14 protein-coding genes are annotated in these 13113 nt (G+C 26.3%); all 14 read left to right on the top strand.

Translation table 11 applies throughout. From position 1 onward, the window contains the following. Window positions 1-613: 613 nt before the first annotated feature. The 14 genes from ACTG45_RS20920 to ACTG45_RS20855 all read left to right on the top strand — a co-directional run bounded on the left by ACTG45_RS20920 (window position 614) and on the right by ACTG45_RS20855 (window position 13109). Complete coding sequence (locus tag ACTG45_RS20920; protein ID WP_021383103.1) at window positions 614-1528, top strand: ParM/StbA family protein; 915 nt, start codon at window positions 614-616, stop codon at window positions 1526-1528. Between the two features lie 13 nt (window positions 1529-1541). Then, on the top strand, window positions 1542-1811 hold the full coding sequence (locus ACTG45_RS20915; RefSeq protein ID WP_021383071.1) for a hypothetical protein: 270 nt from the start codon (window positions 1542-1544) through the stop codon (window positions 1809-1811). 189 nt (window positions 1812-2000) lie between these two features. Continuing rightward, the gene (locus ACTG45_RS20910; RefSeq protein WP_223153134.1) at window positions 2001-2942 is read left to right on the top strand and encodes a hypothetical protein; all 942 of its coding nucleotides are present in this window, start codon (window positions 2001-2003) and stop codon (window positions 2940-2942) included. A gap of 179 nt (window positions 2943-3121) precedes the next feature. Continuing rightward, entirely contained in the window at window positions 3122-3370 is a 249-nt protein-coding gene (locus ACTG45_RS20905) for a hypothetical protein (RefSeq protein WP_223153133.1), read from the top strand. An 8-nt stretch (window positions 3371-3378) separates the two neighbouring features. Next, window positions 3379-4818, top strand: coding sequence for a hypothetical protein (locus ACTG45_RS20900; protein ID WP_479918866.1), 1440 nt, complete (start codon window positions 3379-3381; stop codon window positions 4816-4818). Window positions 4819-4936: 118 nt separating this feature from the next. Further along, a complete protein-coding gene (locus ACTG45_RS20895) occupies window positions 4937-5215 on the top strand; it encodes an HU family DNA-binding protein (RefSeq protein ID WP_021383106.1) in 279 nt (92 codons plus the stop codon). Window positions 5216-5374: 159 nt separating this feature from the next. Next, complete coding sequence (locus tag ACTG45_RS20890; protein WP_021383067.1) at window positions 5375-5560, top strand: hypothetical protein; 186 nt, start codon at window positions 5375-5377, stop codon at window positions 5558-5560. Between the two features lie 80 nt (window positions 5561-5640). Further along, on the top strand, window positions 5641-6840 hold the full coding sequence (locus ACTG45_RS20885; RefSeq protein WP_167640917.1) for a metallophosphoesterase family protein: 1200 nt from the start codon (window positions 5641-5643) through the stop codon (window positions 6838-6840). A gap of 131 nt (window positions 6841-6971) precedes the next feature. Further along, window positions 6972-7799, top strand: coding sequence for a hypothetical protein (locus ACTG45_RS20880; RefSeq protein WP_021383133.1), 828 nt, complete (start codon window positions 6972-6974; stop codon window positions 7797-7799). After that, entirely contained in the window at window positions 7789-8562 is a 774-nt protein-coding gene (locus tag ACTG45_RS20875; RefSeq protein ID WP_021383135.1) for a terminase large subunit domain-containing protein, read from the top strand. Before ACTG45_RS20880 ends, ACTG45_RS20875 begins: the two co-directional genes overlap by 11 nt. 663 nt (window positions 8563-9225) lie before the next feature. Then, a complete protein-coding gene (tnpB, locus tag ACTG45_RS20870; RefSeq protein ID WP_479920336.1) occupies window positions 9226-10335 on the top strand; it encodes an IS200/IS605 family element RNA-guided endonuclease TnpB in 1110 nt (369 codons plus the stop codon). A gap of 144 nt (window positions 10336-10479) precedes the next feature. Then, window positions 10480-11466 carry a terminase-like family protein gene (locus ACTG45_RS20865; RefSeq protein WP_021383019.1) on the top strand — a complete coding sequence of 329 codons (987 nt, stop codon included), beginning with the start codon at window positions 10480-10482 and terminating at the stop codon, window positions 11464-11466. Beyond that, window positions 11435-12919 (top strand): hypothetical protein, encoded by a 1485-nt coding sequence (locus ACTG45_RS20860; RefSeq protein ID WP_479920335.1) that lies wholly within the window; start codon window positions 11435-11437, stop codon window positions 12917-12919. The genes ACTG45_RS20865 and ACTG45_RS20860 overlap by 32 nt, the downstream gene beginning before the upstream one ends. Further along, window positions 12882-13109, top strand: coding sequence for a hypothetical protein (locus tag ACTG45_RS20855; protein ID WP_236877256.1), 228 nt, complete (start codon window positions 12882-12884; stop codon window positions 13107-13109). Before ACTG45_RS20860 ends, ACTG45_RS20855 begins: the two co-directional genes overlap by 38 nt. The last annotated feature ends 4 nt before the right edge of the window (window positions 13110-13113 follow it).

The raw sequence follows: 13113 nt of genomic DNA, 5'->3' as shown, positions 1-13113 counted from the left end.
GGCTTTGTGTTGTCAGTGAAAATTTTCGACTAGTTCTTTCATTTCCACATTTAAATATTTATATAAATTACAGACGACTTTACAGAATAAATGACTCCATAGATTTCATGCAAAATTAAAACACATAAAATCTTTTTATTGAAACTTCTTATTCTAAAATTAAGTTTTAATATAGAAAATATAAAATAAAAATGTATGTATTGATTATTATAAAAACTACTAGAATAAATAAAAATAATATTATAAGTAATAACTTTAGATATACAGGATAATTTACTCTATTATATCAAAGTATTGTCTGTAAGAAAATGAATTTCAAAAGAGTATTAAAAGTTTACTATTACATTGTAAATAATCATGAAAAATAGACTTAAATACTATGAAAAAAATAAACTATATTTAAACTAAAAACAAGTTAAATATAAACTAATAAAAGTTTATGTAAATGTAATAGTGTATATTTAAACTAAAAATGAATTAAAATAAGTTCTAATTTAAACTTAAAAACAAAAAATGTCAATTTATAGTTGAATTTTTGTTTATAATTAATTCAAATATTAATTAATTATATGATATAATATAATTAGCAAATATTTACTTAGGAGGAATTAAAATGGAAGAAAATTACCAAGTTATAGGGTTAGATATAGGAAGAGGTTATGTAAAAGGATTTAGTAAGTATAATGGTATGGTTAAAGAATGTTTATTTAAATCTGTATTTGGTGATGGCAGAAATATAGATTTTGAAAAATATACAGACCCTATATATATAGATTTTGAAAGTGTTAGTTACTTTGTAGGATCTCTAGCAGAAAAAGAAAGTATAACTCCTATTAGAAATTCTGATGATTCAAAAACATCTTTTACAATGAGAATATTAGTTGCAGCCGCTCTTAATGAAATAGCTGTAGCCGATGAAGTAAAAATAATGATGGGTGTTCCATATAAATCATTTAGAAAAACTACATTAAAAGAAGTAATAGATACATATAAAGGTAAAACATTTAAAGTAAAAGATAAAATAAAAGGTGGACACAAAGAAATAAAAATATCTGATATATCAATTTTTAGAGAAGGAGATGCTGCACTATTTCATACATTAGAAGGAAAAGTAAATGAAGATAAAGCTGTGGGTATGGTTTCTATAGGTTTTAGAAGTACTGAAATGTCTTTCTTTGAAAAAGGTTTTGTATTTAACGATAAACTATCTGATACATTAGAAGCTGGAAATCAAGATGCATTAACAATGGTTCAGAAGCAACTAAAGGATAGAGGCATAATAAGAGAACTTAATGAAATAGATAGTTCTAATGATTATGATGAACTTAAAAAGGTTGCTTATATAATGGCTTCTGAAAGCACTGCTCAAAGAATTGCCTCTAAATGGAAGAACATTGATGAAATGGATGTATATGTATCTGGTGGTACTGCATTGCATATGAAATTTGATAATAGATTTAAAGTATCTGAAGATGCTCAAATGGCAACTTCTAAAGGCTTATTTGAAGTGGGTATCGAACAATTCTAGGAGTGATATAAATATGAAGAAATCATCTAGCTTTTATTTGGAAGAAGATATATTTGATGAAATAGAAAGATATCAGAATGATAGAAAAATAAGTAGTAGAAACACAGCTTTAGAAAGAATTATATTAGAATGGAAAAATTTATTAGAAGAAAATAAATTATTAAAACAATGTTTAGGCAATAGTACATTTAAAGATAATAAAGAAATTTCAATTACAGAAGAGAAAATTATAAAAAAAGAAAATCCAATTATTAAAAATATATTTAATAATATGCCAGATTAATGACAAATATCTGCTCTTTAATTTAAGGAGTAGATATTTAACAAGACACTTGAGAACGGAGAGTTTATATGTTATAATGAAAATATACTATAAACAAAGATATTATTATTCATAAAGCTTTAATTTATAATAATTTTAACATAGTTTTATATAAACATTGTATTAGATTAATAAATAAAGAGGAAGGGTGTGATACTTATAAATAAAGGTAATGAATTTGTAAAAAGTGTAATTGTAACAGACAATAGAACTGGAGAAATAGTGGAACATCGAGGAATGAAAAGAGGCGAAATAGTTGAGATTAACAAAAGAAAAGTATGTTTTACACCAGAACAAAAAGCTATTATGAATAATAAAAAAGAATTACCATCTCACAATTTTAAGCTAGGGGGCTTTGTATTCTGTGCTTATGTGAAAAATGAATTGTTATTTAATGAAATAAGTATAAGTAGAGCAAATATCAGTAGATTAATATATCTTACAACATATTTAAATTACAATACAGGAGAAGAAAACTTATTAGTGAAATATTCTAAATATAAAGAAATAGTCCCTATAGATAGAAAGAATATGAGAGAAATATTAAATCTTAAAGACAGAGCATTTAGAGAGTTTCTAACAGATGTAAAGAAAAACAATTTATTATATGAAAGTAATGGAAAATTTTATATAAGTACAGAGTATTTTACAAAAGGCATTTCTAAATTTAAAGATAAAGACTATACAAGAATATATATAAACACAAGTAGGTTCCTCTATGAACACAGCACTCCAAGACAACATAAACAATTAAGCTATATATATCAACTCATACCATATATACATTTCGAAAGTAATATATTATGTTTAAATCCAAATGAATTAGATATATCAAAATTAGAAAAAATGAGTTTACACACAATTTGTGAATTATTAAATGTTAGTACAATAAAACAAGACATGAATAGATTTAAAAAAGAATTGCTAAAATTTTATATAAAGTTAGATGAAAATAGGTTTTATGTTTTTAAATATGTAATAGTAGAAGGAACTTATAAAAGTATGGATTACTTTATTATAAATCCTTATGTTGTTTGGAGAGGTAATAATTTAAACATTGCTAAAAGAGCAATTAATTTATGCTTTTTCTAAATAAGTTTCTAAGATATAAGAGGTAATAAACCTTAAAAAATTGAAAAAGTTCAGTAAAAACAGCTGAAAAATAAAATTTATAGGTGGCATAGAAATGTGACTAAAATACAAAAAACTGGCATAAAAATGTTACTTATAGATAATAACATTTAATATTGTTAGCAAGATAAAGGTGAAATATGGAAAAAGAAGAATTAAAGGTAATATACTTAGAAGATTTATGTGAGATAGAAAAAACAAGTATACATAGAAATACATATCAGATTTTTGATGAAGAATATGAAGGTGAAATAGATAGATACTATGAATTAAGCCAAAGATCTTCATATGAAATAATTAATAGAAAACACAAAGAAGATTTCAAAGATGAGTTATGGGATTATGATGATACAAATTATAATGACAGATTACAAGGAAGGGAGATATAATCTTTTTAATGTACAATAATAACAATTTTTATGAAAATATAAATGGTAGATATGTTCAAGATTACATAAAGAATTTGGATTATAGTATAGGTGATTGTGAAGATAGAATTACGTATGTAGAAGAAATATTAGAAATTAAACATACTTGGTTTGAAGAAGTAAGTAGAAATTATACAGATAAATACTATAATTCTGTTTCAAAAAGAAACGAAGAGGTTATTACAAAAGTAAAGTATCAAGAGAAAAAACAGTTTAATAATGAATTTTGGGAAGAAATATTTGAACAAACTTCAGATAGCCCTTTAAATAAAGATGGTATATATTATGTAGACAAAAATGGTGAAGAAGTAGCAATGGAGTATAAGAGATTTATTAAGTGGTGTAAATTAAAAGATATAAGTCCAACTGAATATGTAGGTGCAGTTAATCCATTTAGTAGTAGCGAAGGAACATGGGATTATAACAATAATGATACTTCTAAAGTTAAATTAATATTAAATAAAAATGATAGCACATATTCAACATCAAATATAGCTAAAAGCTTAGAAATATTAGCTAGTTACATATTAGCAGTAGATGATAAAAGTAAAGAAACTAAAATAAAAATGTACAATTCAAAAGAACTTTTCAAAAGAGCATGTCAAGAAGAGGCTCTTCTAAATAAAATAGCTACAGTCAATGGTGAAAATACATATTCAAAAGCTTCAAATAAAGATGAACTCAAAGAAGATAATTCATTTGCAATTTTCCAGATACCCAAAAACTATAAAAAAATAAAAGATATTAAAATAAAATCTAAAGATATTAAAAAATATCCTATGTTAAAAATGTATTCAGATACTTATGAATGGTATAAAAGCAAATATAAGGAACTAGGATATAGAGAATTAAATAAGGAAGACTTGAAGATAAAAAGGGTAGTTAGAAAGAATTTGAAATTATTAAAAAATGACATGATTGATGCTAAAAATTCAATAGAAAGACCTATTGTTTGGAAGGCACCATTAAAAGACTCTGGTAACCCTGATTGGAATTATTTAAATATGTTTGATAAAACCCATGTCAAAGAACTTTTAAGAGTTCAGAAAGGAAATGATTTACAGGATGATTTATCATGTATTGTTATGGATTTAAATAACATTATTTCCAAGATTGAATTTACTAAAATACAAATAGATATATTAAGCATGTATAGGAGAGATAAATCTTTGGAGTATATTTCTGATATTATGAATATAACTTCTCCAGCAGTAAGCAAACAAATTGATAAAATAGTAAATAAAATAATTAGTACTTATGAAAAAGAGTATGAAGAAAATTACTATTATATGTCTGTTTGCAAAGGAAAGTACAAGAAGTGTAGCAGATGTGGGGAAATCAAATTATTATCTAAATTCGATAAGAATGGGAAAAAAGGATATAGGTCAAACTGTAAGAATTGCAACTAGTTGGTGGGGAAAAGTGGTTAAGAAAATGCTTGTTTAAAACATATTAATAGTGTAAGGGGATAAAAATAAGACCTCTTATTATCAAATGAAAATTACATGAAAAAGGGAGATTGGAAATATGAAGACTAAAGAATTTATAAAAATAATAGCAGATGGGCTAGAGATATCACAGATAAAAGCAAGAGAAATACTTGATGTGATAGAAGAAAAAAGAAATGAAGTATTAAAAAGCGGTGATGAGTTGACTCTTATGGGAGTAAAATATTTAACTAAGGTACAAAAAGGTAGAGAGGGTGAAATAACCCTTGAAAATGGAACTAAAAAGCTTTGGAAATCAGAAGATAAGATAATACCTAAATTAAAAGCAGTTAAATCCTTAAAAGATGCAGTAAAATAATGTATAGTACTATATATACTTAATATAATAGGAGTTAGAGGCTTATCTAGCTCCTTAATTTAAATCATTTTTATAATTGATTTAAACCCTGGGAAATAAATAATTCCCAGTAGATTTTATAATGAAAACATATAAAAAATAAATTTAAGGAAGATATTTATGAAAAATAATAAAGGAACTGTTTTAGAAAAATGTGAAATAGTAAAAGAAGAAGATGGAACAATAAAGATTGTAGAACATTTAAAAGACGGAGATCATGAAGTATTACTTAGTGATATTTTAGATAAATATGCTGGTGATACAGATTTAAATATAACAATTAGATTAAGTGAAACAATAGTCTAAGATTAGTATCTTAGACTATTTATTTTTTTACTAATATATTGATAATGATATTTATTTAATAAAATAGGGAGATATTAAATATGGAAGATATATTAAAGAGAAAAGAAAAAGAGACATTAGAAGATTATAGATTCAGAATTAGACTAGCAAAAGTTAATAAAGAAGTAGATTTAGATTGGGGTGAAATAGTTGAACTATTGGGTTTAGAATGTTCACCAGATCATTGTAGAAAAATCTCATATGGTTTAAAAGAGGCACATGATTATATTAATTCAAACATTCCAAAATATTTTAATGAAGAAAAGTTAAATGATATAGAAGAAAAGATATTAGAATTAAAAAAGATTAGAGTACAAATATCTGATGAAAGAGCTTTAGTTAATAGAAAAATAAGGGAATATTCAAGGCTAGATAGTATAATTAATTTATTTAATAAAAAAATAAATGAGAAATCACATTATAAGCCACTTTTAGAAACTTATAATTACAAAAGATATGAGCCTTTAAATCAAGAAGCTATTATTCTTATTTCTGATATTCATTATGGATTGGAAGTAATTAATTCATTTAATAGATATAATACTAAAATATTTAAAGTACGAATAAATTATTTGAAAAGTAGGATTGTAGAATATTGTGAACTTCATAAAATTAAGAGATTGCATATAATGCTACTTGGAGACTTAATTTCTGGTCATATACATAATTCTATAAGATTAGAAAATAGAGAGAATATAGTTGAACAAATTATAGAAGTATCTGAAATAATCAGTGACTTTATATATGAGCTATCTCAGAGAATTGATGAAGTTGTAGTTTATTCAGTAGGAGGAAATCATGATAGAGTTCTTCCAAAGAAAGATGAAAATTTAGATAAAGATAATTTTACACTATTAATAGATGAATACATAAAATTAAGAATTAATAATATAAATAATGTTATATTTCAAAACAATGTACAAGACAATGATATAATAATAGCCAAAATATGTGGAAATACATGTCTAGGAGTCCATGGAGATAAAGATAAAATATCAACTGCAATTCCTAAGCTTACATCTCTAATAAAAGTCATTCCTGATTATATCTTCATGGCTCATCTACATAATTGTAAAGAAGATAGTTTTGGAGAAAGTGAAATATGTGTAAATGGAAGTTTCTGCGGAACAGATACATACGCTAAAAATCTAAGATTAAGTTCATATGCAATGCAAAAATTTATGATATTTAATGAAAATGGAAGATTGTGTACTTATAATATAAATTTAAGTAAACTATAAACTATTTATTAAGAGCTGAGTTAAGTTTATAGTTGTAGACTTATCTCAGCTCTTAATTGAACTGAATCTCCCTATTAACCACTAGGGAGTTAATTCTCTAGTGGTTTTTTTTATGGTGGTGATAATAATATATGGCAGTAAATAAGAAAAAATGTTCTTGCTGTAAACAAGAAAAATATGAAGAAAGATATTTCTGGAAAAGTTATAGTTATATATATTTAGATAGTGGAAGATTACCTGTGTGCAAAGAATGTTTTAAAAACATCTTTGATAGACTAGAAAATAAATATAATAGCAATATAAAAGCATTAAAACATACATGTCTTAATTTTGATATTTATTTTGATGATAAGTTAGCAAGTGAATTGAGAAATAAAAAAATTGAAGATTTTATTGATGAATATATGAAGATTATTAATCGAAATTCAAGATATCGAGGAAAGACATCAATTGATAATTCTATAGAAGATAAGATTAATTGTGCTTTTGAAGCAAATGAAGTAAAAATAAACAATGATATGGTTGAAAGATGGGGAGCTGGGCTAAGAGAAGAAGATTATATGTTCTTAGAAAATAAGTTTAATGAGTTTTCTACTGCATATCAATGTAAAAGACCTGCTGAAAAGATGCTATTAGAACAAATATCTAAATGTTTATTAAGAAGTGATGAGGCACTAAGAAATGGTGATGCTACAGGATTTGAGAAAATGAATACCTTAATATCAAAACTTATGAATGATGCAAATATAAAGCCTATTCAAGAAGCAAGTTTAGCGGAAAATGAAACTATTACATGGGGTACATGGATTGATAAGATAGAGAATTATAGACCTATAGGAGAGCCTTCAGAGCAATTTAAAGATGTAGATAAAATAAAAACATATATTAATAAGTGGTTTATAGGGCAAATGAGAAAAGTATTTGACTTAGCCAGTGAGGACAATCCAAATGACAACTAAAACTAGAAAGTTAGATAATCATGAGATTAATTCAGATAAAACTAAAGCTTTTGAAGAAGGTATAATTGAATGGACTAAGTTCTATAGAGAAAATCCTCATAGATTTTGTATAGATTATTTTGGACTCAATTTGTATTTAGTTCAAAGCATTTTAATATATATGTTTGACAAAGTTAACTATGCAATGCTTATATGTGCTAGAGGATTTGCAAAGAGTTGGATTGCTGCCGTATATGCATGTTGTAGGGCTGTTTTATACCCAAATTCTAAAATTGGTATAGCTGCATTTACTAAATCGCAGGCAGAACTTATTATAAGAGAAAAAATAGAAAAAGAATTAGTAAAACAATCTCCTATGTTAGCTAGAGAGATTAAAAAGATAGAATATAATAATAAATTTTCTAAAGTAACATTTCACAATGGAAGTACTATAGAAGCTATAGTCTCAAATGAGCAATCAAGAGGTTTCCGTTTCAATATTCTTATTGTAGATGAGTTTAGATTGGTAAAAAAAGAGATACAAGATAGAATTCTTAAACCATTTCTAAATGTAAGTAGAAATTTGAAGTTTAAAAAAGATGGAAAATATGAAGATTATCCTCCAGAACCTAATAAAGAATTGTACTTAAGTAGTGCATGGTTTAGGATGCATGAAGCATATGATAAATTTAAATTGTATGTGAAAGATATGATAGATGGTAGAGATAAATTTGTACTTAATTGTAATTATAAACTTTCTCTTCATCATGGGATACTTGATTAAAAAATAGCTACGCACACTTGTGACTTTAGTCGTGAGTTAGTAGCTAAAATAGTCAGCATATAGGGAAACTTATATGTAGAGATAGGATATAACCTATCCAATACTACCTGAATTGCTGGAAACCCCTAAAGCTAACCAAACTAAAACACAAGGATGAAATAAACCTAAGTGTGAAAGTTACGAAAGTAGAAAAAATTGGTTAGATAGTATAAGGTTAAACCCTAAGTACTTTAAAATGGGCAATCAGCAGGTAAGCTCCGAATAGGAGAAACTTCAACGACTATTCCTCTTGAGGGAAGTACACTACAAGCTATTGGTAGTGGAAGTGGGTAGACCTTAACGGATAACGCCGAAGGATAAGATATAGTCTGTGCTTACATGAAAGTGTAAGAAGTTCATAAGAGAACTGCATAGGTAGTAGCGAACTTATGCGAACGACAACCTCAAAAATGATAAAAGTTAGGACTTACGGTTCTTACATATGTTATTTAAAAATAAATATAAAAACCTTCAAAATACTTGTTTAAAAAAATTTACCTTGTTAATATTAGGATGGGTGAGTAAAATTTGAAGTAGCTCAGATATGTATAAATACCATATAGTATGGTGTGTAAAATATGGATATCGAGTATTAACATAATCATAAAAAACAAGTAAAGTGAGGTGATAGCAGTGGAAAAAGCATATAAGTTTAGAATGTATCCAAATAAAAAACAGCAAGAGTTAATTAACAAAACTTTTGGATGTTGTAGATTTGTATATAATAAATATCTTGCTAAAAAAATAGAAGTTTATGAAAATGATAAAGAAACTTTTACTTATAAACAGTGCAGTTCTGATTTGACCAATTTAAAAAGAGAGTTAGAGTGGCTTAAAGAACCTGACAAATTTTCACTACAAAACACCTTAAAAGATTTAGAAAACGCATATAAAAAATTCTTTAAAGAAAATACAGGATTTCCTAAATTTAAATCAAAGAAAACTAATAGGTTTTCATATAGAACTAACTTTACAAATGGAAATATTATGCACCTTGGTCAATATATAAAATTACCTAAACTTGGTATGGTTAAAGTAAGGGATAAACAAGTACCTCAAGGGAGAATACTTAATGCTACTATATCCAAAGAACCAAGTGGTAAATATTATGTATCATTATGCTGTACTGATATAGATATTAAAGCATTTGAAAATACTAATAGTCAGATAGGTTTAGATTTAGGAATTAAAGAATTTTGTATCTCAAGTTGTGGACAATTTATAGAAAATCCTAAATATCTTCAGAAGTCATTAAACAAACTTGCTAAATTACAAAGAGAATTATCGAGAAAAACAATTGGTAGTTTAAATAGAAATAAGGCAAGATTAAAAGTCGCAAGACTTCAAGAACATATAGCTAATCAAAGGAAGGATTTTCTACAAAAACTATCTACTAAATTAATAAGAGAGAATGATATTATTTGCATAGAGGATTTACAAGTAAAGAATATGACTAGAAATAGTAAACTATCTCTTTCTATTTCTGATGTGTCATGGTCAGAATTTGTTCGTCAATTAGAATACAAGGCTAATTGGTATGGTAGACAAATTGTAAAGGTAGGTAAATTCTTTGCAAGTTCACAAATATGCAATAAATGTGGGTACAAAAAAGAGGAAATGAAGAATTTAAATATAAGAGAATGGATTTGTCCTTGTTGTAATGTAACTCACGATAGAGATATAAATGCAAGTATAAATATACTAAAAGAAGGATTAAGACTAATAACAGTTTAAAATAGATAACGTATGTAAGAACCGTAGGAACTACGGGGATAGCCTGTGGAGAATTGGTAAGACATATTTTAGTATGCGAAATTCTATGAAGCAGGAACTCTGTGACTTTAGTCATGGGAGGTTCAGAAGGAAAGAGCAGATGAAATGAAAAGAGAAATGGATGCTGTTTCTTGGATTATGGAAATGGAATCACTTTTCTTTGGAGAAAATGAAGATGCAATATTTAAATCATCTTATGTAAATCCATGTAGGACATTAAAAAATCCATTTTATCCTCCAACAGATTTGGAAGTGTTATCTGCTAAAAACGGAAAAATAAAGTGTAATCTACAAAAAAGAAAAGGTGAACTAAGGATAATTTCTGCTGACATTGCTATCGCAGAAGGAGACAATAATGATAACTCAGTATATACATGCTGGAGATTATTGCCCGAGAAAGATTATTATGAAAGAATGGTTGTTCATATAGAATCTCATAATGGTATGAAGCCAGATAAACAAGCAATAAGATTAAAGCAATTGTTCTTTGATTTTGAAGCAGATTTCTTAGTTATAGACACTCAAGGAGTAGGGCAAAGTGTTTTATCTGATTTACTTAGAGTTAATTATGATGATGCTAGAAATAAAGAATATAATGCATTTTCTCACACTAATACAAATCATTTACATAATAATTTTATTACGAAAGAGAATTATCCAGTTATATTTGAGATTAAGGCATATGGACAAATAAATCATGATTGTATAATTGGTTTACTGGATGTATTTCTAAAAAATAGAATAAAATTACCTATAAATGATGTAGAAGCAAATGATATGTTAAGTAGTACATCTGGGTATGCAAAGAAAAATTATACAGACCAAGCAAGAATGATATTACCATATAAACAAACTACACTACTTGTAAACGAATTAATTAACTTAGAAACTGTTAAAAATGATGGTCAAAAGTGGCTTAAAGTTAAAGAAAAAGGGAAAGCACGAAAAGACAGATATTCTTCTTTAGCATATGGAAATTATCTAGCAAATTTACTGGATATAGAATTAAAAAAGAGAAATAGTAAAGAAAATGGACAAATAATTTCATTCTGGTCAGGAGGTGGAAACCATAATAGAACTCAAAGGAGATAAAAAAGATTATACTTTAGACCAAATAAAATACTTAAATGAGCAACTAAGGCAAAGAAATTATGCAATGATAGAAAATACTATAAATCTGTCAAATGAAATGTACAAGATAAGAAATATAAGTAGAGACCAAGTAAGAAAAGCTATGATAGACCCTTACAAAAACGTAGAATTACTACAAAAGGTAAGTCTTTTACTTAAAGAAACATCTGGTACATATAAAAGAATTCTAAATATGATTTCAACCATGAATACATTTGACCATTATATAATACCAGCAAATATTTCTAAATTCAAAGATAAAGATGATTATATCAACTCTTTTTTTAAGTCAGCTACATTTCTAAAAAAATATCAACTTAAACATATTTGTCCTTGGATAACTGAAAAAGTATTAGAGCAAGGGGAAATATACTTATATAAAATTGAAGATTCAAAATGTATAATGATGCAACAAATACCAGCTTCTTATTGCACAATAACATCCAAAGTAAATGGAGTATTAAGGTATGGCATTGATTTAAGGAAAATAAGTAGAAGAACTTTATCAGCATTTCCAGTAGAAGTTCAAGACGCATATAAAAAATTAAATGATGGAAGATTAAAAAAAGAAGACTTAATAGAAAATAAGTATTATGAATTAAGTGATAATGCTGTAGCATTCAACATAGATATTGATTCCACAAAAGGAATACCATTTTTTAGCTTTTTATTTGATGATATTTTAGAGCTTGAAGATATGAAAGATTTAAAGGGTTCTAATGCAATTATTGAAAGTATTAAGCTAATACATGGAAAAGTACCTTATGGTAAAAATGATGAACCATTAGTTGCTTTTGATTTATTAAGTGCATACTACCATGATATAAAATCCAATTTACCAGCAGGGACATCTGTAGCAGTAACTCCACTAGATATGGAGGGGATTAATCTAAGTGATGGAAAATCAAAGATTAATGATTATGTTAAAGAAGCAAAAGAATTTATATTTGATAATGCTGGAATTAACACAGCACTTTTTAATTCAGATAAAATAAATACAGAATCTATTGCAGATGGTGTTATAGCAGATAGTTTAATACCAATGAGAATTCAAAATGAAATAGAGACATGGATAAATTATGAATTAAATAAAAAGAACTCATCTAAAGCATTCCAACTTTACTTTGTTGGTACAACTCATTTTAACCAATCTAAGATATCACAACAACTTAGAGAAAATATAAATAGTGTAGGAGATAGTAGGCTAGTATATTTAGCTAGTACTGGAAAAGAACCAATTGAAATTGCTAATTTATATAAAGCAGAACAACTAATGGAAATAGATGATTTGTTGCCAGTTAAACAAGCTTCATATACATTTTCAAATAATGATGCTGGAAGACCTACTAATGAAGACAAAGGTGATGGTGGTACAAATGGAAATAAAACAGATAGAAAAGATGAAAACAAATAATAAAAGATTTATTATTGCATTTACGAGTGATAAAAAAGACGAATTAATGAAAAAAGGATTTACTTTTATTAATGAAAATAAATGTGGTGAAGAATCATTTTATTTATTTGAAAATAAGCCTGATGAGATACTTAATTTTAATAAGGCAGATTTTAAAGATATAAGTTTTAGCGATGTAATGTTTATTTAAGGAG

Source organism: Clostridioides sp. LIBA-7602, assembly GCF_056688945.1.
This window is presented reverse-complemented; position numbering and strand designations above follow the sequence as displayed.

Bases quoted from the DNA above. Each gene is read 5' to 3' on its own strand.
- ACTG45_RS20920 (WP_021383103.1), top strand. From the start codon at position 614: ATGGAAGAAAATTACCAAGTTATAGGGTTAGATATAGGAAGAGGTTAT.
- ACTG45_RS20915 (WP_021383071.1), top strand. From the start codon at position 1,542: ATGAAGAAATCATCTAGCTTTTATTTGGAAGAAGATATATTTGATGAA.
- ACTG45_RS20905 (WP_223153133.1), top strand. From the start codon at position 3,122: ATGGAAAAAGAAGAATTAAAGGTAATATACTTAGAAGATTTATGTGAG.
- ACTG45_RS20900 (WP_479918866.1), top strand. From the start codon at position 3,379: ATGTACAATAATAACAATTTTTATGAAAATATAAATGGTAGATATGTT.
- ACTG45_RS20895 (WP_021383106.1), top strand. From the start codon at position 4,937: ATGAAGACTAAAGAATTTATAAAAATAATAGCAGATGGGCTAGAGATA.
- ACTG45_RS20890 (WP_021383067.1), top strand. From the start codon at position 5,375: ATGAAAAATAATAAAGGAACTGTTTTAGAAAAATGTGAAATAGTAAAA.
- ACTG45_RS20885 (WP_167640917.1), top strand. From the start codon at position 5,641: ATGGAAGATATATTAAAGAGAAAAGAAAAAGAGACATTAGAAGATTAT.
- ACTG45_RS20880 (WP_021383133.1), top strand. From the start codon at position 6,972: ATGGCAGTAAATAAGAAAAAATGTTCTTGCTGTAAACAAGAAAAATAT.
- ACTG45_RS20875 (WP_021383135.1), top strand. From the start codon at position 7,789: ATGACAACTAAAACTAGAAAGTTAGATAATCATGAGATTAATTCAGAT.
- ACTG45_RS20865 (WP_021383019.1), top strand. From the start codon at position 10,480: ATGAAAAGAGAAATGGATGCTGTTTCTTGGATTATGGAAATGGAATCA.
- ACTG45_RS20855 (WP_236877256.1), top strand. From the start codon at position 12,882: ATGGAAATAAAACAGATAGAAAAGATGAAAACAAATAATAAAAGATTT.